A 22,139-nucleotide genomic window follows, 5' to 3' on the forward strand; every position below is an offset into this window, starting at 1 on the left:
CGCTACGGCTTACTCCTCGCGCGGTGCACGCAGCCCCGGCACGTGCCCATGCCAGGCGGCCCGCAGCCCAAGCAGCGCCACAAGCGGGATGAGTCCGTCGTACAGCACCTGCGGCCAGAACGGCCAGCCCGCCAGCATCACCAGCGCGGCAGCAGCCGTGGCGCGCCAGTAGAACTGCAGATACGGGTTGTTTTCCGATCCACAGAACGCTACTGCCACCAGATGCGTGGGCCACGCCCAGAGCAGGTTCAGGTTTTGGTTGGTGACCTCGTGCAGACTGATGAACCAGAGAAAGGCGAGGGCGGCACCTGCCGTGCCGACTACACTGAAGAGCGCTCGGTCGAATGCCCGCATCCAATCTGCTGTGCTGTGCCGCTGTCGGGCGGTGCCGACAATGCCTGCGACCAGGAATCCCCAGAGCAGCACGACGGGCCACGGAAAGGATGCCTCGGCCCGCGTGTAGCCGTCGATCCAGAGGAGCGTGTCGGGCGCAGCGGCGAGCGGTTGGGGACCAGAGGGACCGTCGATCGTGGCATGATCAGCCGCATCCAGTAGAAAATCGGGTAAGAACATGGCCTCGCGGGACGTTACGGCGCGGTCGACCTGCGGTCCGAGGGCCAGGTAAAACCCGAAGGTGGTCCAGGGCCGGTCGGATACGTAGCGGTCGAGCATTTCGCGGAAGGTGAGCTGCGGGTCGGGCGCGTCGGACCAATCGACGGTGGGCCACACGTCGGTGCAGGCGTCGCGAATCCGTGTCGAACAGTTGTCGAACAGGAAGTCGTAGCGGTAGACGCGGTTTTCGGGCTGGGCGTTAGTGCGCAGAAATCCCACGAGGGCGCTGCGCTGCTCGGGCGTGAGGTTGAGCGTCTGCTCCACTACGGGTCGCCCGAGCTGCTCGTAATGCCGCAGCGCCGCTGGAAACGAAGCCACGCTCAAATAATAATCGAGCTGTCCGTACAAAAATTTAGGGACGAACCAACGGTCGAACCGGAAGGTGCCGTAGTTGTAGAGCCGGTCGATGCCTTGCTCCGGGTCGTGCACGCGCACCGCGCTGTGGCCAAAGGCTTCGTACACAGCGGGTCCGGGCAGAATGGTGATGAGCGAGACGTCGGCTTCGGACGAGAGATCGGCGGTCTGTGCGGCTGCGGCATCGGGGCCTGCCAGCAGAATGATACCCATCAGTACCGCGGCTACATATCGAGAAACCCAGGCCATACGTCGTCCATTGTGATACGCGTTGTGTACGGCGGATGTCAACGAGAGCACTGCTCCACGGTTCGTCAGCACACGTTCGCTTCGCATCTGATAACACGCTTTTATTCTGTGGGACGCACCGACCGCGCACGCATCACCCTGTCACGCCTCCGCGACGCCATCGACCGCCCGGCGACCGAGCTCCAATACACGAATCCGTACGAGCTGCTGGTCGCGGTCATCTTGTCCGCACAGTGCACCGACGAGCGCGTGAACAAGACCACGCCGAAGCTCTTCGAGGCGTTTCCAACGGTCGAAGACATGGCTCAGGCGGATGCGGAGGATATCTACCCGTACATTAAATCGGTCACGTTCCCGAACAACAAATCCGGCTATTTGGCGAAAATGGCCCGGAAAGTCTGCGACGAATTCGGGGGCGAAATCCCGGACACCGTATCCGACCTACAGAAACTCTCGGGCGTCGGACGCAAGACAGCGCAAGTCGTTGTCAATGTGGCATTTGATGTAGCTGCGCTTCCGGTGGATACGCACGTATATCGCACGTCGCACCGCATTGGACTCGTTACGCGGGATGCGAACACACCCACCAAGGTGGAGCGCCAGCTCAAGCGTATCATTCCGCGCACAGACTGGGGCGATGCGCACCACCTGCTCATCCTGCACGGACGCTACACCTGCACCGCGCGCAACCCGTCATGCGCGTCCTGCGTGCTTACCGACATCTGCACGCACTATACGCGCCTGCAGCGCCTGCCCGACCCGATGCCGGAGCTTAGCACGCGCAAAGGCGACTACTTCTGCCGCACCTGCGACTCGTTTTTCGATGAGCCGGATACGCACATCGATCGCTACGACATGGAGCAGATGGCCTGCCCCCGCTGCGGCTCGATGATGGTCTTTCGCACCCGCGATGGCCAGCCCACCAAGCAGCCGCTCGACTTTCGGGTGAATGGGTAGCATACCCGTTGTCTGGCGACGCAGCGCGCTGTGCCGCTGTTCTCGACAAACTGGTCTTCTTTACACACCAACCTGCTTATGACGCCTTCTGAAAAGCATCTGCTGCTCATTCTCGACGGCTATGGCCTGGCCGACGACCCGTCGGTGAGCGCCATTGATGCTGCCAACACGCCGCACATTGACGACCTGTTTGCGGAGCATCCGCACGCCCGGCTCACCGCCTCGGGCGAGGCCGTGGGGCTGCCCGACGGCCAGATGGGCAACTCCGAGGTTGGCCACATGAATCTGGGGGCTGGACGCGTGGTGTATCAGGAAATTACGCGCATCAACAAAGCCATTCGAGACGAATCGTTCTTCGAGAATGAGCCGCTGGTGGAGGCCGCACGCCATGCCAAAAAGAAGGACAAGAAGCTGCACCTGATGGGCTGCTTCTCGGATGGCGGCGTGCACAGCCACCTCGACCATCTGTACGCTCTCTTGCAACTGGCCGCCCGCGAAGGGCTCGACCGCCGTCAGGTGTGCGTGCACGCCTTCACCGACGGGCGCGACACCGATCCGCACGGCGGCACCACCTACCTGCACGAGTTTCAGCAAGAAGCGAAGCGCGCAGGCGTAGGGCGCATCGTGTCGATTGTGGGGCGCTACTACGCGATGGACCGCGACGAGCGCTGGGAGCGCACCGAACGGGCGTACCGGCTCCTTACCAAGGGCGAGGGCAAATCCTTCGAGGACCCGATGGCAGCCCTGCAAGACAGCTACAGCGATGGCATCACCGATGAGTTTGTGGAGCCGCGCCACATCACACACGGCGACCGCACCCGCACGCACGTTGCTGATGGCGATGCGGTGATCTTCTATAACTTTCGTGGCGACCGCGCCCGCCAGATCACGCGTGCCTTTACCGAAGACGACTTCGACGGCTTCGACCGCGGCAAAAAGCTCGATCTGGAGTACGTCATCTTCTCGCCCTACGACGAGACGTTCGACCTGCCCGTAGCCTTTCCGAAGCTGAATCTGGAAGACACCATCGGCGAGGTCATTTCGGCGCAGGGCGGCACGCAGCTCCGCGCCGCCGAAACTGAGAAATATCCGCACGTTACGTACTTCTTCAGTGGCGGACGCGAAGAGCCGTTCGAGGGCGAAGATCGCATCATGGTGGATTCGCCAAAAGTAGCCACCTACGACATGCAGCCCGAGATGAGCGTGCCTGAACTCTCGGAGCGCGTGGCCGAGGCGCTGGGCGCACAGGACTACACGCTGGCCGTGGTTAACTTTGCCAACCCCGACATGGTCGGCCACACGGGCGATTTTGACGCCACTGTGCAGGCCGTAGAAGCGGTAGATGCCGCCACGCGCACCGTAGTCGAGGCGGCCCTGGAGGCCGGATACAGCATCAGCATCATTGCCGACCATGGCAACGCCGACAAGCTGAAGAACCCGGATGGCAGTCCGAACACCGCGCACACCACGGCGCTGGTGCCGCACCTCATCATCAAAGACGGCGTGTCGGCCATTGACGACGGCAAGCTCGGTGACGTGTCGCCCACCATGCTGAAGATGCTTGGCATCGATCCGCCCGAGGCGATGACTGGCTCGGTGCTGGTGTAGGCCTTCCCCCGTTTCCCGCCCCCAACAACGCACACCGCCCGCTCCCGGCGTATCAGCCAGGAGCGGGCGGTTTTTTGGTTTGGGGATGCGAAGTACCTACTCGAATCGAATATCTACGGGCAAGCGCGCCTGGATGGTGCCATGGGTGCCCACAAGGCGTTCCAGGGCCTGCCGTTGCTCCAGGAACGTGCGCTCAATCTCGGTGGTCGTGAGCGCGCGGAGGCGGTGATGCACGCTGGTGTTGAGCGACTCGTTAAAGCGCTCAAAGAACGTCTTCGGGCGCGGCAGCACGCGAATGCGGTACGGCCCCTCGCCCATGTTGGCGGCTTCAGCGGCACGCTGCACCGCCAGACTGAGGCTCCCGATTTCATCCACGAGTCCGACCTCTTGAGCGTCGCGGCCCGACCATACGCGACCGCCAGCAATCTCTTCGACGGCGGAGCGATCCATGCCTCGCCCGTCAGCCACGCGCTTCAGGAAGGTGTCGTAGACCTGGCGCGTGCTTTCTTCGAGCCGCTGCTGCTCGTCGTCGCGGAACGGCTGCACGCCGGAGTAGATGTCGGCGTATGGACTGGTCTGCACGGCATCGAACGTAATGCCGAGCTCGTTTTCGAGAAAGCCGCTGGCGTTAAAGAAGACGCCAAAGACACCGATGGAGCCAGTGATAGTGTTTTCTTGGGCAATGATGGTGTCGGCTCCTGCGGCCAGGTAGTAGCCACCCGAGGCTGCCACGTCGCCCATCGACACGATGACAGGCTTCTCGTTGGCCGCGCGGCGCAGTGCGTTCCACATCACTTCCGATGCAGCGGCGCTGCCGCCGGGCGAGTTCACGCGCACCACGATAGCATATACGTCCGAGCTGGTGCGGGCCTCATTCATCGCCTCAATGAACGGCTCCGATGCGGCTGTCTGCTGGTCGCCAAACGCCGTGGGCTCGCCACCCGGCACGATGTTGCCCTCGACGTACACAACCGCCACGCTCCCGTTCTCAGCAACCGACAGCCCCGCCTCTTCGGCCGGCACGCCCGCGTATTGCGACACGCCCACGGTGGTCAGGCTGCTGGCACCGGTTCGCTCGCGGATGGCGTCCTCAATCTCGTTTGGGTAGAGCAGCGCATCCACCAGTCCGGCCTCGTATGCGGCCTCGGCACTCAAAACTGGATCTTCGCTTGCCAGGCGGCGAATTTCGGTCGCCTCCATGCCGCGCCCGCTTCCGACCTCCTCGCTAAACTGATCGTTCTGCGATTCCAGCAGAGCCTGGAGCTGCAGACGATTTTCCTCGGAGAGGTCGTCGCGCAGAAACGGCTCCACCGCAGCCTTAAACTCGCCCACGCGTACAATCTTCGGCTCAATGTCAAGACGCTCCAGGGCGTTGCTGAAAAACGGCTGCGACGTGTAGAAGCCGTTCATCTGAAACATAGACACCGGCGGAATAAACACGCTGTCAGCAGCGGTAGCCAAGTAAAGTTCTTTCTCGCCCATCCCGGCGTCGGTGCCCGACGCGATGACCGGCTTGCCGCTTTCTTTGAACGTGGCGATGCTCTCGCGCAGGTCGTCGAGGCGGGCCCACCCCGAGGTGGCTGAGCGGATGCGCAACCATACGCCATCAATGCGCTCATCGGCGGCTGCCTTTCGGAGTGCGCTGTTAGCATCGGTCATGTCGAACGAGGGGCCATCGCCCAGCGCCTGCGCAATAGGGTCGTTGGCCATACGCTCCGGAATATCGCCGTTCACGTCGATAACGAGCACGGAGCTGGGCTGTACGGTGGGTGTAGACTCTGAAGAGAGAGCAATGGCAAAGAAGAACAGAACAAAGAACACGATGATGCCCCCGAGGGCAATGAGCGTGCCCAGAACGCTGGCCAGGAGCGTAGAAAGAAACCGCATAGAGGTTGAATCTGCATGAACGAGAACAAAACGGCCGTTGTATCCCCCCAGACGTTCGAACAAATGTGCCTGAGCACGTGCGCTTAAGCATATACGCCGGGAAGATACAGCCCTGAGCTACCCTGCGAAGGGGAACGGCTCAGCAGTAGGGAACGGCCCGGTACATGTACGTGTGAGGCGCATGCACCGTTACATGCACCTACTTATAGCCCGCAAGGGGGTAGGGGGAGGCGACGAAAAGAAACTACCGTGCGTCTCCTTAAGTACAGCATGGTACCATGTACAGCGCCTCAAACGCAACCAGCGCTTCATGCTGTTACATGTTTTTGCGAAACGATTAGCTGGCTGTTCACTTAGGAACTCTCATACATCGATGGGAGGACGAGAGCGTGTGCATAGGTTCCTTGCAAGACGTGTGAAGCACAACGACGCAAGGCTCCGAGCATCCGCTTGAAGCCCCATCCGCTGAGATCGTTCAATAACCGTAGCACTGCACGCAGGGCCCAACACGGGTGTCCTGCAAAAAGTAAGTGTGCAGCCCCGTACGACCATCATGCGCGTACGACCACTGTACGCCCGCCCTGCTCCGTGCATTTGCATTCGCTGTTGCCCAGAAGCACCGATACCCATGAGCGCGCCCCCCCGTTCTGCGTCGTCCGACCGCTCGCGCGACACGCGCTCTGTTCAGCAGACCGACCGACCGCCGCTGACCGAGCGCGAGCGTCGCATCCTTCAGTTAGTCGTGCAGCACTTCATTGACACGGCGGGGCCCGTCGGCTCGCGGTCGCTGGCCCGCCAGTTCGACATCGGCCTGAGTCCGGCCTCCATCCGCAACACGATGGCGGATCTGGAGGACATGGGGTACCTCGACCATCCGTACACCTCGGCGGGGCGTATGCCCACCCAAATGGGCTACCGCACGTTTGTGGACGAGCTGATGCAGGCTCCGAAGCTCTCCGATGCCGAGCGACAGGTGCTTAAGATGCAGCTGGCCCAACTCGTTAGCGATACCGACGAAATGCTGCGCGAGAGCACGAAGCTGCTTAGCAAGCTCTCGAATCTGCTCGGCGTTGCCCTCAGCCCCCGCCTGTCGACAGGCGTGCTGGAGCGCCTCGATATTGTGCCCCTCACCGGCCCGCGCCTGCTCTTTGTGCTCAACGTGAGCGGCGGCCTTGTAAAAACCATTGTACTTGACTTTGAGGCCGATGTCGACCGCAGCGATCTCGACCGCATCGTGTCGATGCTTAATGAGCGCTTGGCTGGGCTCACCCTTGCCGAGATCCGAGACACGCACGAAGAGCGTGTGCGCGACCTCGACGACTCGACCGGCATCGTTGATTTGATGCAGGCAGAGGCGACGCCGCTCTTCAGCGAACCGCAGCAAGGCCGTTTGCAGCTTGGGGGAGCGCGCAACCTGTTGAATCAGCCCGAATTTCAGGAAACGGATGACATCCGCCACTTCTTTGAATTGCTGGAAGACGAGGCCCTGCTCATTGACCTGCTTGAAAACCTATGCACGACGCCCGATGCCGCAGGCAATACCTATGTGCGCATCGGCAGTGGCAACGACGACGACGAAATGGCGTCGTACTCCATTGTCGTGTCGCCGTACCGCATGGGTAGCACCGTGGGCACCCTTGGCCTGATGGGGCCCACGCGCATGAACTACCCCCGCGCTGTGGCACTCGTGCAGACCATGGCCGATGTGCTCAATCGCTCGAACGGCGACGATTCATCCGGCGACACGGCGTTGTAGCTCTGGAGCCTGCGCTGCAGCCTGCTACCTCCTTACTATCCTTTTTGATTACACCGTTCACGCTATACATGGCCACGAATCCTTCTTCCCCAACGACCGACGAAGACCCGCTGCTGAACGACACAGCCCCCGATCCGGCTGCGCCCGACACGCCTGCGAATCCTGATACGTCTGCTGAAGCCGCAGCATCCAACGAGCGGGTAGCTGAACTCGAAGCCCAGATTGAGGCCCTCGAAGCTGAGCGCGACGCCATCAACGACCAGTTTCTGCGTAAAGCCGCCGAACTGGAAAACGTACGAAAACGCCTGAATCAACAGATCGAACGGCAGTTTGAATCAGGCAAGGTCGAGGCGATTAACGCGATACTCGGCACCATTGACGACCTGCAACGCTCGCTCGATGCCGCCGACCAGTTCAAGGAGAATGACAACCTTGAAGCTGCCTACGAGTCGTTGCGCGACGGGCTGGTGCTGGTGCACGAGAACTTCCACAGCGCACTCGGCGATATCGGCGTGGAGCGGATTGAAACCGAAGGTCAGCCCTTCGATGAGCACAAGCACGAAGCGATGATGCAACAACCTGCCGATAATGTGGAGCCCGGCACGGTGCTCAACGAGATTCGCGCGGGCTACCGGATGGGCGACCGCGTGGTGCGCCATGCCCAGGTCGTTGTTGCAAAGTAGTGCACTGAACAAGTCCGCACGCCTTGGCATTCCATAGCGGTGATGCCAGATCCCCGAATGCCCCCGTGCCATGCGGCCCTCTGGCTGCTCTCCTGTTTCTGCTGCCTGTTTGACTGTTGCCCTCCGACCTCATGCCCGAAGACTATTACGACGTACTTGGCGTTTCGCGCGATGCCTCGGATCGCGAAATCAAGAAAGCGTATCGCAAGAAGGCCATGAAGTACCATCCGGATCGCAACCCGGATGACGAGGAGGCCGAGCAGAAGTTCAAGCAGGCTGCCGAAGCGTACGAGGTGCTTTCGGATGCGGAAACGCGCCAGCGCTACGACCGCTATGGGCATGCCGGATTGGGACAGAATGGCGGTGGCGGACGCAGCGGCGGCTTCCAGGATATCAACGATATCTTTAGCGCCTTCAACGACATCTTCGGCGGGCGGGCCGGACGCTCGCGGCGCTCCAGTGGGCGCCCCGGCAGCGACTTACGCGTGAAGCTGCCGCTTACGCTCAAAGAGATTGCCAACGGCACGCAGAAGAACATCAAGGTGCGCAAGTACGTGGCGTGCGACGACTGCGACGGCACCGGCGCCGAAGGCGGTGTTGACGGTGAGAACCACGTCATGTGCAATGAGTGCGATGGCACCGGCGAGATTCGCCAGGTGTCGCGCTCGGTCTTTGGCCAGTTCGTAAATGTGCAGGCTTGTCCCAAGTGTAACGGCGAGGGGCGTATCATCGAAAACCCGTGCGACACCTGCAGCGGCAAGGGGCGCTACGAAGGGGAGGAAACCATCAACGTGAGTGTGCCTGCGGGCGTCACCGAAGGCAACTACCTGACGATCTCCGACGCTGGAAATGCGGGCATCCGCGGCGGCCTGGCGGGCGATCTGCGCATTGAGATCAAGGAGAAGCCGCATGAGCACTTCGTGCGCGATGGGCTCGACCTCTATTATGACCTCTACCTCTCGTTTCCTGATGCCGCCCTCGGCACCGAAGTCGAAGTGCCTACACTGAAAGGCCGGGCCCGCATCCAGATCGATGCAGGCGTGCAGCCGGGCAAGATTCTGCGGATGCGCGAGCGGGGCATCCCCGACCTCAACAGCTCCGGTCGTGGCGATCAGATGATCCGTGTGCACGTGTGGACGCCCCAGGATCTCACGAACGAGGAGATCGATATGCTTGAAGAGTTACGTTCGCATCCCAATTTCCACCCGAATCCGGACAACCAGGCGCCGAAGAAGTCGTTCTTCCGTAAAGTGCGCGATGTCTTTTCCTGACGCTGCGTACAGACGCTCTATTGCCCGCTTATGCCTTGCTTGTCATGTCCACGCGCACCGAAGCGCCCCCCCTGCGCAGTACTCTGCGCCGCTTGCCCTCCCCTGTCGTTGTTGTTACCACGTACGCCAAGGGTAAACCATGGGGCATTACCATCGGGTCGTTCACCAGCGTCTCGCTCGACCCGCCGCTGGTCAGCTTCAACGTAGACCGCAACGCGCAGTCGCATGCCGCCCTGCACGAAGCGGGGCGCTGCGCCATCCACCTGCTCGATGACACGCAGGTCGCCTTCGCGAATCACTTCGCCCGCCCCGATCTTGCGCCGGAAGAGCAGTTTCAACCGGTCGCCTACACCCCCGACGCGCACCAGATTCCCATTCTGGAGGGCAAGGCCGCTGTGCTGCATGCGCGCATCGAAAATGCCCATTCGGCGGGCGACCACACCATCTTCGTGGCCGAGGTCGAGCGCATTACGCCGCGTGAGAATGCGCAGGGCATCACGTATGTAGAGCGCGGCTATCACGCTGTGGGTCATGAGCTGGGCGGCACTGCACTGTCGCCCGTAAGCACCTCGTCTAACGGCTCATCTTGAGCGCCCAGTATTTGAGCGGTAGTGCATTTGCACCACCGGGAATTGGGCAGTGGATAGACGGTAAGTGATGGCTCTCCTGGTAAAAATCTTTCCTGGGGCGAACGGTCCCCCGTTCGCCTACGCCGGTCCCGCCGGAGACGTCTGCGCTGGGCGGCGCTCCCAGTCTCCAGCTACGGGCATATTTCTTCCATCACGTAGCGTTAAACCGCTACCGGGAATTGTATAGTCCAAGAAAAACGGTGCGTATCCACTCGGATACGCACCGTTTGCATTTCGCGTTGTATGATCTGCGTCTTCCTTCTATTGCTGCGCGATGTTAAAGTCCTCCCGGATATTCCACATGGCACTGAACACGCCGCCCCGGGAGTTGCTGCCCCAGTTAATGCCGTAGAGCGTTACGGTATCCCCATGCCACTTGAATACGGGCGAGCCGCTGTCTCCAGAGTTTGAGTGGTAGGTGGCGCGGTCCTGGCACCGGTAGGTAATAATCGACCCGTTCACGCGAATGCGCGAGCCATCGCGCACCGGACGCCCACTGGTGCACGTGCGAAAGACAAAGCCGTACGTCCACCCGGTGCGGTACCCGATCTTGTCGAGCATCTCGCCGCCGAAGGGATACGACTCAGTGCCTCTGATCGAAAGCGTTGGCGAGCCGTGGTCAATGTCCAGCGGTCCCGGCTGATCCTGGCTGGGACTCGTCCAGTCCTCCGGCCGCGCAATCAGCGGATAACTGCCTCCAAATGCCGGTTCAACGTCCTCGTCGTAGGCAGCGAAAGCCGCATCGCTAAAGCGGCAACTGCGCTGCCCTAAGAATCCACAGTCTGTAAAATCGGGGTCAATCGTTTCTACCCCAATTTGGCTGCCACCAGACGGCTGGTCAAAGGTGGTGCCCGACACGGTGCCGCGCTGGTTGGTGCAGTGCGAGTTGGTCAGAAAGCCCCAACTGCCATCCAGAAACGAAGTGAATCCGAAAGTGCATCGCCCCGATCCGTTGCTAATCTGCGTACCCCCGCGCTGCGTATCGAACGCACTTCGTACGGTATGGCTGTCTTCATTCAGGGGATCTGTCACCGTAAGCGTCACAGCCTCTCGCGGAATCTCAATCTGGCCCAGTACTTCTTCCACCTGTCCGAGTGCGTTTTCGTTAGCTACGGCCACGGTTAGTTCATTTTCCTGCTCGTGAAGGTCGATAAATACAACATCCTCGACCTCAAAAACATTGTGGAGCTGCTCAAACCAGACAACCAAGTCGCGCATGCTATAGCGCCCTTCCCGCAATTCGATCTGCGGATTATCGACCGAGCGGCGCGGGCTGTCGCTACGGGATAGCACATCACTTCCCCACACCTCTTCCAGCACACTGCGAACCTCGTTGGTTCGGTCGGAACTGGGTTCTTGCAGATACACGACGGGCGTGCCCTGCTCATTGAAGAAGAAGCCACCAAAGTCGGGAATCTGCTCGGATACAGCAGCAAAGTCGTCGTGTATGTTTCCGCCTTCTTGCTGTGTGATATTGATACGGTCGCGATCCTCTGGCTCGTCGTCTCCAGGGTCTTCATCATTCATGGCTTCAATGTCGCATCCCTGAAGGATGATGGCGATGAATAGCAGTGTGATTAAACCAATAGATCGTACATAGTAGGCGCTCATAGTCCTGTGTCCATTATGATTGGGGAGTGTGCAGCGGACGCATCTCCAGCGTACGTATGAAGATGGTGCTGCTATAATGGACCGGCGTGAAAGCACCCGGCTGGGGGGACACACTACAGGAGCACGATAGGGTGCTCTTTTGGAGCATATACCCGCAAGGCGCGCTCACGGAGCGCAGAAATGCAGGGCCAGAAGTGCACGAAATCACGCCGTGGGCCACGAGCTGGGCGGCACCGCGTTATCGCCCGTAAACGCCTCATCCAACGGCTCGTCTTGCGCGCCCGGCGGAAAGAACGCAAAATCATAGCGCGCCGGGTCGTCCGGGCAGAGCCGCCGACACGCATCCGTCAAGATGCGCACGGCTTTCCAGTCGTTCGACTTCCGCTCGATGAATCCCAGCGCCCGCGCCTGCCGCCCCACATGCACATCCAGCGGCACCATAAGCTGCTCCGAGCGGATGCGCGTCCACAGCCCCAGGTCGACCGGACCGGGACGCACCATCCACCGCAGGTACATGTTCAGCCGCTTGCAGGCGCTCTTGGCCTCAGGCCGTGCCAGATGCTTGCGCAGCCGCTGCGGCGTGCCGGGGTTGATGGTCAGCAGCGTCGTGCTAAACCCCTGAATCGCCGGTCCCACCGGATACGGATGCGCCGGGTCGTCGGGCAGGTGGTCCGCAAAGATGTTCTCAATGGAGCCGTGGCGATCGATCGCATCGCTCAAATTGCGTGTAAACCACAGCGCATCCACCGGCTGAAACGTGCGATGCTTGAACCCGTCGAGCGCGTCTGCATCGCGAGCCGGGTTGAAATCGGCCACAAACGCATGCGGACGGTAGTTCATCCGCTCGCACAGCGCCTCCATCTTGTTGATGACGGTAGAGCGCCGTCCCCACGCCAGCAGCGCCGCATACAGCCCAATCACCGCCTGATCGCGCGGATCGTTAAAGCCGTGCGGAATGCCCAGCGGGTCCTCGGCGATGAACGACGGCTCCTCGTAGCGCTCCACCAGCGCATCCAAATACGAACGTAGTTCCTGAAATGACGACACAGACACACAACTGTTTTTTTAGGGGGATACAGAGCAGCGGCGGCAGAGCAAGCGCGCTACGCCATCAGCTCCGCAGCCCGTGCCAGATCCACATTGCCGCCACTTACCGTGACGCCGATTCGCCGTCCGTCACCTGTCACAGCTCCGGAAAAGAGCGCCGCCAGCGCCAGCGCGCCCGTAGGCTCTGTCACGAGTTTCATGCGCGTCCACACAAAGCGCATCGCGTCGATGATGGCACTGTCGGGCACGGTCACCATGTCGTCGGCGTAGTGATGCACGAGCGGGAACGTGTACTCGCCCAGCGACGGCGTGCGCGCACCATCAGCGATGGTGTCGGGGTTGTGCACCGACTGCAAGGTGCCCGTGTGAAACGAACGCGTGGCATCGTCGCCCGCCTCCGGCTCCACCCCAATGACGGTGCAGTCCGGCTGCAGGACCGACGCCGCAATGCCGCATCCCGACAGCATGCCGCCGCCTCCGCAGCACACAAGCAGCACATCCAGGTCATCGACCTGCTGCAGAAGCTCCCAACCCACCGTGCCCTGCCCGGCAATGACGTGCGGATGGTCGTACGGCGGCACGAGCGTAAGGCCGCGTGCCTTGGCCAGCTCCGCGCCGTACTCCTCGCGGACGGTTTTCTCGGGATCGTAGGTCACCACCTCGGCCCCGTAGCTGCGCGTAGCCTCCAGCTTGACGGTAGGCGCATTCTCCGGCATCAAGATCGTCGTGTCGATGCCCAGCAACTGCCCCGACAGCGCCACCGCCTGCGCGTGGTTGCCCGACGAGTACGCAATGACGCCGCCTGCTTTCTGCTCCGGCGATAGGCGGCTGAGCGCGTTGTATCCGCCGCGAATCTTGAAGGCGCCAATGCGCTGCAGATTCTCGCACTTCAAGAAGACCTCCGCATCCAACCGCTCGTTGAGCGAGCGCGACGTGTGCACCGGCGTTTCGTGTACGACTCCGCGTAGACGGGTCGCCGCTTTGGCAACGTCGGTGAAGGTAACAGCGTCGAGGGCAGCGTCAGGCGACATAGAAACAGGATGTTGGGGGAGACAACACATAGCGCATCCTACCGAATGCCGATGCGCACCCAGAGTTCGCCCGAACACGCCCGAATGGCTCTCGTTGAGCAGGCGGCTTGTCTTGTCATCCACCCACCGCCTGCCTTATGATTCCCGTTTGGCTCACCGACACCGTTACGCCCGATTTGGGCCGCGCCTTGCACTACACGCAGCTGTGGGGCTTGCAGGGGGTAGAGCTCCGCACCGTGGGCGGCCCCGACGACCGCGTGCCCGACGTCAACGAGCCGCAGATTCGTCAGCAGTTGGAGGCGAGCGAGTTTCTCTTGAGCAGCGTAGCCCCGGCGCTATTTGGCGGCCCGGTGCACGACCGCATGATGTGGCTAAACGACCTGGCACGTCTGCCCGAGGTGCTCAGCTTCTGCCAGCGCATGCGATGCCCGCGCTTCGTGATCGATCCGTTTGCCGCCACCCCCAATGATGCCGACACCGCCCTCGACACCGCCGCCGATGCGCTGCGCCAGGCCGGCGAAAAGGCCGCTGCGAAGGATGTGATTGTCGGTGTAAAGAACGATCTGTCGTCGCTGTGTCCCACCGGGCAAGACCTGGCCCTCTTGCTCGCGCTGGTTGACCACGCCAACGTACAGGCGGTGTGGGACCCTGCGGCGGCGCTCCGGGCGGGCGAAGATCCGCATGCCGGACTCGACACGCTTGCCGGGCGCATCACCATGGTGCGATGCAGCGACGGACGCATCGAACAGGGCCAGTGGAACGATACGATCTTCGGCGCGGGCGATATCGACTGGACAGCACAGTTGGAAACGCTACATGCTGCTGGCTTTCAGGGGCCAATTAGCCTTGAGGTGTACGCCGAGCCGCGCCCGAAGGCCGGGCTGCGCAGCGCCACCGCGCTCATTCGCCTGCTGGGCCGCGTGCAGCGCGCGGGGTAGCGAACCCGCTGGTCTGGGCGCACCGTGTCCCCACTACACTACAAAACCAACAAAAGACGCCACCAAACCAGGATTGGACGGCGTAGCCGATCCAGGATCCAGCGTAGGCAGCCCTCGCCAACTTTGAATATCAGACGGGATTCGTGAGGTGGTACAAGGTAAACGTCATCCTGAATCAAGTTCAGGATGACGTTTTGGGAGGCGGTGCGGACGCGGTTGTTCAGTAGCACCACAATCAGTGCAGGACAAGCTGAAACGCCATCATCGCCAGGAACGCGAGCACGATGGTCGTGCCCACCTGGGCCGGACTCAGGTGCTCGCGCGTGTCGGGGAGCAGTTCAGCAAAGACCATCCAGATCATGGCCCCCGCCGCCAGGCCCAATCCCACGGGCAGGAACGGCTCGAAGGTGGCCACGAGCAGATAAGATGGAACTGCCATCAGCGGCTGCGGCAGGCTGGTGAACACCGCCCACGCGCTGGCCTTCCACACCGACATGCCGCGCGGCACCAGAACCAGAGCAATGGCAAGGCCCTCGGGAATGTTGTGCACCGCAATGGCAGCAGTGATATACACGCCCAGATCGCTCCCGCCGCCGTACGATACGCCCACACCGACGCCCTCGGCAAACGAGTGCGCCGTCATCACGCCCAGAATGAGGAGGGCCTTCCGGGCATCCGCCCCGCGCAGTTCGCCGACATCGGGCGTGTTACGGCGCTCCAGCCACGCATTCGAAAGCGCAATGAGCACCAGTCCGCTGGCGGCGCCTGCCAGTCCGCGCCACGCGCCAATCGCATTCGCCTCCTCGATCAGGCTGTGACTGGCCGCCAGCATGAGCCCCGATGCCACCGCAGCCCCGATACCCAGCCACCGCTTTTCCACGCGATCCATCAGCGCAAGCGGCAGCGCCCCGAGTCCGGTCGTTACCGCTGTGATGAACGCAGCAATGAATACGGTAAGTAGGCTGGGAGGAAGCTCCATAGGCTCCGTGACGGCTACGAGATAGATTTCGTGTTTTCAATCTGCGCGTTGTCCCTAACGCAATAGATTTTCAGCAGGTTGCCTGTCCTTCAACATTGCTGAGTTACTCCGTGCCTCGGTTTACGCAATGTATCCAACAAAAAAAGCCAGCCGGGACCCGAATGGCCCAGCTGGCTGCACGTGCCAATGGAGCACGTTGTTGTGTATGGCCTGTGTATCGGCTACACAGGGCGGGAGTTAGGCGTTATCTCCGTCCTCTGTGAAGCTCGGCGGAAGCAGCACGCCGTCGATGAGGTGGATGAAGCTGCTTTCCGCCTCGATATCCACGTTGCTCAGGTCGATGGACGCTTGCCCATCGTTAATCGTGATGCCGGTAAGCGCTCCATCTTCGTCGCGCTCAGCGGTAAAGACGATGTCTTCGCCTTGCAGCGTCTCGGTTGTGAACGTGTCGTCGGCCTCAAGCGCATCGATCAGCGTAGCCGAGTCGACCGCACTTGGCAGCACGTGGTACTGCAGCGCTTCGGAGCGCTCGTTAAACGTCAGCTCTTGGAATCCGGAGCCTTCAAAGGCATCGTTGGTCGGCGCAAACACCGTGAGGTCGCCGCCATCGACCGCTCCGTCGAGCTCAGCATTGGCGAGGTTGTCATAGAGCGTGCGCGTAGCAAGCAGCGCGCGCAGCTGCAGGCTGACCGGCTGGTTCTCCAGCAGCACGTCATCCAGCACATGCACCACTCCGTTCACGGCAGACAGATCCGTCTGCGTAACCTGCGCGCTGTTGACAAACACGGCGTCTTCTTCACCAAATGAAACGGTGATCTCGTCGCCCTGCACGGTTGGTAGCGCACCTTCCTCAAGGGCCGATGCCGGCAGCTCCTGCCCTCCGACCACATGATAGGTGAGCACCTCGCTCAGCAGATCAGTGTTCGCGAGGAGGTAGTCCACGTCGTATGCACTGAACGCATCGTCGCTCGGCGCGAAGACCGTGAAGACTGCACTGCGATCGCCAAGCGTAGCATCGAGACCGGTTGCGCCAAGTGCAGCAGAGAGCGTGCCGAGGCCGTCGGTCGATGCGATGGTTTCGGTAGCGTCGGGGCGATACGCTTCCGGAAGTAGAAGTCCGGAAATGAAGTGCGACACGCCGTTGGTGGAGCCGAGGTCGACGTTGCCAAGGTCAATCGAGGCCTGGCCCCCATTAATCGTGATGCCTGTCAGTTCGCCTTGCTCTTCGCCTTCTTCAGGCTCGGCACGTACTGCCGTGAAGACGAGGTCTTCGCCTTGCACCGTCTCAGCAGTAAACGTATCGTTGTTTTCGGAGAGCGCAGTAACCAGTTCACCAGCCGAAACCGACTCGGTCAGCAGATGATACTGCAGAATTTCAGTCACGTCGGCATCCGTCAGGTCTTGGTCCTGAACGAGCGGAGCCAGCCCCGCCAGCGAAGCTTCCGTAGGTACAAAGGCCGTAAGGTCGTCTGCCGGGTCGTTCAGGGCTGCCGTGAGCTCGTACTCCTCAAGCGCATTGTAAAATGCATTCGCAGGAAGGAAAAACTCGGCCCGCTCAGCAATCGTGCGATTACTGAACAGCAGGTTGTTAACAATGTGAACCGTTCCGTTGGTCACATCCTGGTCAATGCGGAAGTAGCCCACTCCGTTTACACTACCGGCTGATGCCGACAGCTCAGTGCCCTGGAGCGAGGCAAGTGTTTGACCTTCACCCAGATCGCCGGTTGTAAACGATTCGTCTACTACGTGGTACCGAATCACATCGGTGAGCAGTGTCGGGTTGGCCAGCAGCCCCTCGACGTCCCAATTTTCAAAAGCAGGGTTTCCGGGGGCGAACACCGTGAGCGGCTCGCTCTGTCCAAGCGTTTCGAGCAAGCTGGCATCCGACTCACTGGCAGCCGTTTCGAGCGTAGAAAGAAAGTCAGCCTCTTCGACAAGTTCAGCGGCAGTTCGATCGACTGGATCGACATCCGTCGGGATCTCGTCAGAGTCGCACGCTGAAAGGCTCATTAGAAGCGTTGCAGCAAGCATGAGCGGAAAAAGCCTGCTGGTTGTTGGGTTAAACATTTGCATGATACGGCGATGTTGATAAGAAGAAACGGGGGACACGTCCCAGAACGGGACGTAAACATGTTAAAAGACACAGTGCGCCAAAACATAGCTACGCGCTGCGTATCGTGCCTCTGCACGAGGCAGAGAGATTGTAGAAAAGCAGTGAACCTACACAGAACACGCTGTGTGCACATGTTAAACGATTGGCGTACAGAAAGTAGCAGAATGGAGCCAGCTACGCTTCGTCACACCACAGATAGAGGATTGGCTCGGTCAAGCATGTACACTACGTTCAGTTCTCCGTGAGTGCACACTGCTTACGATATCTATGAAGTGAAAGCCGTGTTAGAAGTTTCTCATGCTTTGTTGATGTTAAAGCGAAGAAAAGAGCCGAGCCTTCCTCGGTTCTAATTGCATAGATAGCTCAGTTCTGAAAAACAATCAGCTCTAAAAAAGCAAAAAGCACCACCAAACCGGAGTTTAGCGGTGCTCAAGAGCGGTTCTTCTGTATGTAGACCAATGTAGCGCGGGACGGATTTGAACCGTCGACCTCCGGGTTATGAATCCGACGCTCTAACCATCTGAGCTACCGCGCCATTGTAATTTGCAGTCCTATTCTATGATAGAATGCGCTCCCATGGTTCCACGCCATGCCATGAAGAAGAAGTGAGTGGTTCGGGGAGATGCGCATGGGGGTTCCATTCGTGCAGGCTGCCTCGTATTATACAAGCCCATTGGCTTTGGCAACAATCCCCGGCCCGCACATGGCTTGGTCAGACCTCATCGGACAGGCGCGCGTGGTGGACATGCTTCACCGCACCCTTTCGCGCAAGCGCGTGCCGCATGCGTACCTGTTCCACGGCCCCAAAGGCACCGGCACTGTAGCAGCCGGCCTTGAGTTGGCCCGCGCGCTGCAGTGTACCGAGCAAACCGAGGAGGCCTGCGACGCCTGCTCCGCCTGCCAGAAAACGCGCCGCATGGTGCATCCCGATGTGCACGTCTTCTTCCCGTACCCCAAAGGCACCTCCGACGACGATGTGGGCCAGCGCATCAAACGGCTCGGCGAGTCGCCCTACGCGCCCGTCGACTATGTGCGCCGCCCCTCGCTCGATGACCCCGAGAAGACCTCGAACAAGCAGGTCATGTACCACATCGACCGCATGAAAGAGGAGGTGGTGCGGCCTATGACGTTTCATCCGGGCGAGGGCGCGTACAAGATTGCGCTCCTTACCGATGCCGAGTACATGAACGCCTCTGCAGCCAATGCCTTCTTGAAGGTGCTGGAGGAGCCGCCCGACCAGACAGTGTTCATCCTCACCAGCAGCCGCGTCGACCAGATGCTGCCCACCATCGTGTCGCGCTGCCAGAAGGTGCGCTTCGACCCGCTTTCGCCTGATGCCATTGCCCAGGCGCTACACGACCGCGAAAACGTGGCGCCCGAAGAGGCCTCCATGCTCGCTCGCATGGCCGATGGTTCGTACAGCCGCGCGCTGCAGCTTACCGAAAGCACCTATCTGCGCGAAAGTCGCACGCTCGTGCTCAACTTTCTGCGTGCTTCCTACACGTGCAAGGTGGCCCCCCTCAACGAGCGAATTGATGCCATTGCCAACCTGGGGCGCGAGCGCACAAAGAGCGTGCTGCGTCTTATGGTCCGGTGGATTCGCGACCTCATGCTGTACCAGACCCTTGGGGATGAGGCCCCGCTCGTTAACATCGACCAGGCCGAGGCGGTAGCCAACTTCTGCACCCGCCTCCCCGATGCCGATCTCCAGGCCATGGTGGCCCGGGTTGAGGAGGCGCTCCATCTTGTGGGACGCAACGTACGCACGCGCCTTGTGCTCATGACGCTGGCGCTGCAACTGCGAACGGCGATGCATGGTGCATCCAGCACGCCGGTGTATCAACCCCTGCCCGAGCAGGCCCTGACCGATGCCCTGCGCACAGCGTAGCCCAGTGCCATACCGAATCGCGTTCGTATTCGGTGAACCAGTGGATACTCTTCATCCTTTTGCTGTATGTTGATTCTACCTGCACAAGACGTCCTATACGCTTGTGCATGGCCTCGCACCAGGTTTGCCGCCGCACAGCGGCAATGAAAAGGGAATCTCGTACGGCCCCGGAAGCTGATTGGGTGCCGAAGCGAGAGCTGTACCCGCAACTGTGAAGCCACGTTTACACGAGCGTGTCGAACTCACTGCCTTACGAGGTGGGAAGAGTCGACCCTGCACCTGGGTTGGTGCCGCCCGTGTTCTTGCCCCGCACTCTGCCGGGCATCGTGGCAAGCCAGGAGACCTGCCTGATGCGTGCAACGTCACCTTCCTCCGGGAATAGAGGGAGCGGCGGTGGCCTCTTCCGGTAGCGCGCCAGCAGAACGCTGCGTGCAGTCGGGTGCCCATGAGCACCTCGGTCCGGTCTGTGGCGACGGCCCTCCCGTATCCACACGCGGCATGGCCCTCTGGTCTCCACAGCATATTGCCTCTTCTTACAGCCTGCGCGGCGTGCTCGTGCTTTGCCTTGGGCTGTTGCTCTGCGTTCCTTCGCTATCCGTTCAGGGGGATGCGCGGGCTTCGTCTTCTGCGCGTATCTTCCCCTCTTCCACCGACACGACCCACACCGACACTACGCGATCGTCGAAGCATGACTCACTGGCATGGGCCGAGGAGTTGCCTGCGCTTACGGTAACGGCCACGCGCATCCCCACAACGGCGCACAACGCCCCGGCCAACATTAGCACCATCGACTCGGCGGCCATTGCAGCAACGGGCGGTAGCACCGTGGCCGACCTCTTGGAGCAGCGCTCCAGCCTGCATATTCGTCGGGCCAGTGCATACGGGCTGGCCAGTCCGTCTACACGCGGTGGGGGCGCTGCCCAAACCTTGGTCTTGCTCGACGGCCACCGCATCGCAAACCCACAGCTTGGCCAAACCGACCTGTCGCTGCTGCCGACGGCCCTGCTTCAGTCTGCTGAGGTGATGCATGGCCCGGCGGCTCCGCTGTATGGCAGCGACGGCATGGGTGGGGCCGTCCATCTGCGCACGCGTGCTCCCACCGAGCCCACCGCAGCGCTGACGACCACGGTGGGCGCATTTGGTGAACGGGGCGGACGCCTGCTGCTTGGCGATCGGTTGGGCGGTTGGGCGTGGGCGGCTACCGCGAGTTATCAACAGCGCACCGGCGACTTTCCCTACACCGACGATGCGCTCTTTCCGCCTGAAACGGTGCGCCGCGACAATGCCGATCGAACCCAGTACAGCGCCTATGCCACCCTGCGCCGGGCAGCATCGGATCGGGCCCGCGTGTCGGTGCTGGCAAACGCGGCCAATCGGGGCCTCCCGGGCACAAGTAGTCTTACGCGTAGCAACGAACGGCAGCGCGACCGCTCCATGCGCGTGTGGGGACACTACCGGTGGCCCGTGGGCAACGGCACGCTCACCGCGCGTGCGTTCGGCCAGTACGACGGCATCCGCTATCAGGACCCCGATCGTACCACCAACGACATAGGTCGCACCTACGTAGCCCGTACCGAGGCCGAGTGGGAAGGCCCTGTCCGCTCCCGCTGGATGCTCAACGGGAGCCTCTCCGCAGAAAGCAGCTGGGCTACGCATCCCAGCCTGCGTAGCAATGCCCATCAGCAGCAGCTTGGGGGCGTCGTAAGTGCCATCTGGACGCGCGACCGCCTGCGCCTCTACCCGGCCCTGCGCGTGGATGCGTACCGCGTATCCGACGGCACGGCCCGCGTAGCCACCGCCCCGCGCCTGGGTGCCAACTGGAAACCAATTGGCGGATACGACGCCCTGCGCCTGAAAGTCCATGCCGGACGCTCCTTCCGTATGCCGACCCTCAACGATCGATACTGGCAGCCCGGCGGTGTGCCCGACCTGCGCCCAGAGCACGGCTGGAGCATCGATGCGAGCGCTCGGTGGGCGCGCAACGGGTACCATGTGGAGGGGACCGCCTACCAGCAGTGGCATACCGACCGCATTCAATGGCGCCCGGTCGAGGGGGTATGGTCGCCGCGTAACGTCCAGCGCGTACGGACCCGCGGCCTCGAAGGCGATGCCGCCACGCGCTGGACACCCGGTGCCGGACTTCAATTCACAACCGGACTTCGCGCCACGTACACCGAGGCCCTCGATCGCTCTTCCCCCGAAACGTCGTCGTACAATCAGCAGTTGCCTTACGTACCACGGGTTACTGTTAAACCGTATGCAACCCTACATGCGGGCCCGCTTCATTTGGATGCCAGTGCGCAGTACATAGGAGCACAGCTTACAGCCAGCGACGGTAGTCAGCGCAAGGACGGCTATCTAACTACCAGCGCACAGGTGCGTCTTGCCCAACAGTGGGATCCGCTTCGTGTGGAACTGCGCCTTCGCATCCACAACGCCCTAAACACGAACTACACCCTGCAAAATAATCAGCCCGTGCCGCCCCGACATGGCACGTTTTCGCTTCGTATCACGCTGTAATCTTGA

Annotated in this window: 16 protein-coding genes, 1 tRNA gene and 1 riboswitch; of the genes, 9 read left to right on the plus strand and 8 right to left on the minus strand. The window is 61.2% G+C overall.

Annotation, left to right across the window (positions count from 1 at the left end):
- Window positions 1-9 precede the first annotated feature (9 nt).
- Window positions 10-1,215: a lipoprotein N-acyltransferase Lnb domain-containing protein gene (locus CRI93_RS09760; protein WP_176521818.1), complete on the minus strand. Its 1,206-nt coding sequence runs from the start codon at window positions 1,213-1,215 to the stop codon at window positions 10-12.
- 108 nt (window positions 1,216-1,323) lie between these two features.
- On the opposite strand from CRI93_RS09760, the gene nth reads away from it, so the two are divergent.
- Entirely contained in the window at window positions 1,324-2,172 is an 849-nt protein-coding gene (nth, locus tag CRI93_RS09765; protein WP_098062450.1) for an endonuclease III, read from the plus strand.
- Between the two features lie 78 nt (window positions 2,173-2,250).
- Window positions 2,251-3,780, plus strand: a complete 1,530-nt coding sequence (gene gpmI, locus CRI93_RS09770; RefSeq protein ID WP_098062451.1) for a 2,3-bisphosphoglycerate-independent phosphoglycerate mutase — start codon at window positions 2,251-2,253, stop codon at window positions 3,778-3,780.
- 96 nt (window positions 3,781-3,876) lie between these two features.
- On the opposite strand, the gene sppA is transcribed toward gpmI, so the two are convergent.
- On the minus strand, window positions 3,877-5,667 hold the full coding sequence (gene sppA / locus CRI93_RS09775) for a signal peptide peptidase SppA (RefSeq protein ID WP_098062452.1): 1,791 nt from the start codon (window positions 5,665-5,667) through the stop codon (window positions 3,877-3,879).
- Window positions 5,668-6,295: 628 nt separating this feature from the next.
- Between sppA and hrcA the strand changes: the two genes are divergently transcribed.
- The 4 genes from hrcA to CRI93_RS09795 all read left to right on the plus strand — a co-directional run bounded on the left by hrcA (window position 6,296) and on the right by CRI93_RS09795 (window position 9,967).
- Entirely contained in the window at window positions 6,296-7,423 is a 1,128-nt protein-coding gene (gene hrcA, locus CRI93_RS09780) for a heat-inducible transcriptional repressor HrcA (RefSeq protein WP_098062453.1), read from the plus strand.
- Window positions 7,424-7,491: 68 nt separating this feature from the next.
- Window positions 7,492-8,106, plus strand: a complete 615-nt coding sequence (locus tag CRI93_RS09785; protein WP_098062454.1) for a nucleotide exchange factor GrpE — start codon at window positions 7,492-7,494, stop codon at window positions 8,104-8,106.
- Between the two features lie 131 nt (window positions 8,107-8,237).
- On the plus strand, window positions 8,238-9,377 hold the full coding sequence (gene dnaJ, locus CRI93_RS09790; protein WP_098062455.1) for a molecular chaperone DnaJ: 1,140 nt from the start codon (window positions 8,238-8,240) through the stop codon (window positions 9,375-9,377).
- Between the two features lie 44 nt (window positions 9,378-9,421).
- Window positions 9,422-9,967: a flavin reductase family protein gene (locus CRI93_RS09795; RefSeq protein WP_098062456.1), complete on the plus strand. Its 546-nt coding sequence runs from the start codon at window positions 9,422-9,424 to the stop codon at window positions 9,965-9,967.
- 300 nt (window positions 9,968-10,267) lie between these two features.
- Here the strand turns inward: CRI93_RS09795 and CRI93_RS09800 are convergent, their stop codons facing one another.
- The 3 genes from CRI93_RS09800 to CRI93_RS09810 all read right to left on the minus strand — a co-directional run bounded on the left by CRI93_RS09800 (window position 10,268) and on the right by CRI93_RS09810 (window position 13,695).
- Window positions 10,268-11,617, minus strand: coding sequence for a chymotrypsin family serine protease (locus CRI93_RS09800; RefSeq protein WP_098062457.1), 1,350 nt, complete (start codon window positions 11,615-11,617; stop codon window positions 10,268-10,270).
- A gap of 204 nt (window positions 11,618-11,821) precedes the next feature.
- Complete coding sequence (locus CRI93_RS09805; protein WP_245850441.1) at window positions 11,822-12,670, minus strand: TIGR02757 family protein; 849 nt, start codon at window positions 12,668-12,670, stop codon at window positions 11,822-11,824.
- Between the two features lie 50 nt (window positions 12,671-12,720).
- The gene (locus CRI93_RS09810) at window positions 12,721-13,695 is read right to left on the minus strand and encodes a threo-3-hydroxy-L-aspartate ammonia-lyase (RefSeq protein WP_245850443.1); all 975 of its coding nucleotides are present in this window, start codon (window positions 13,693-13,695) and stop codon (window positions 12,721-12,723) included.
- 137 nt (window positions 13,696-13,832) lie between these two features.
- Here CRI93_RS09810 and CRI93_RS09815 point away from each other — a divergent pair, with 137 nt between their 5' ends.
- Window positions 13,833-14,633, plus strand: coding sequence for a sugar phosphate isomerase/epimerase family protein (locus CRI93_RS09815; RefSeq protein ID WP_098062460.1), 801 nt, complete (start codon window positions 13,833-13,835; stop codon window positions 14,631-14,633).
- A 235-nt stretch (window positions 14,634-14,868) separates the two neighbouring features.
- On the opposite strand, the gene CRI93_RS09820 is transcribed toward CRI93_RS09815, so the two are convergent.
- The 3 genes from CRI93_RS09820 to CRI93_RS09830 all read right to left on the minus strand — a co-directional run bounded on the left by CRI93_RS09820 (window position 14,869) and on the right by CRI93_RS09830 (window position 18,260).
- Window positions 14,869-15,612 (minus strand): ZIP family metal transporter, encoded by a 744-nt coding sequence (locus CRI93_RS09820; RefSeq protein ID WP_098062461.1) that lies wholly within the window; start codon window positions 15,610-15,612, stop codon window positions 14,869-14,871.
- Between the two features lie 237 nt (window positions 15,613-15,849).
- The gene (locus tag CRI93_RS09825; RefSeq protein WP_176521819.1) at window positions 15,850-17,643 is read right to left on the minus strand and encodes a fasciclin domain-containing protein; all 1,794 of its coding nucleotides are present in this window, start codon (window positions 17,641-17,643) and stop codon (window positions 15,850-15,852) included.
- A gap of 543 nt (window positions 17,644-18,186) precedes the next feature.
- Window positions 18,187-18,260, minus strand: a tRNA-Met gene (locus CRI93_RS09830).
- Between the two features lie 168 nt (window positions 18,261-18,428).
- On the opposite strand from CRI93_RS09830, the gene holB reads away from it, so the two are divergent.
- Together holB and CRI93_RS09840 are read left to right on the plus strand one after the other, a co-directional pair.
- Window positions 18,429-19,613, plus strand: coding sequence for a DNA polymerase III subunit delta' (gene holB / locus CRI93_RS09835; protein ID WP_098062463.1), 1,185 nt, complete (start codon window positions 18,429-18,431; stop codon window positions 19,611-19,613).
- 103 nt (window positions 19,614-19,716) lie between these two features.
- A riboswitch (cobalamin riboswitch) is annotated at window positions 19,717-19,978 on the plus strand.
- 133 nt (window positions 19,979-20,111) lie between these two features.
- Window positions 20,112-22,133: a TonB-dependent receptor plug domain-containing protein gene (locus tag CRI93_RS09840; protein ID WP_098062464.1), complete on the plus strand. Its 2,022-nt coding sequence runs from the start codon at window positions 20,112-20,114 to the stop codon at window positions 22,131-22,133.
- Window positions 22,134-22,139: the final 6 nt, after the last annotated feature.

The sequence above is a fragment of the Longimonas halophila genome, from assembly GCF_002554705.1.
GTDB lineage: Bacteria > Bacteroidota > Rhodothermia > Rhodothermales > Salinibacteraceae > Longimonas > Longimonas halophila.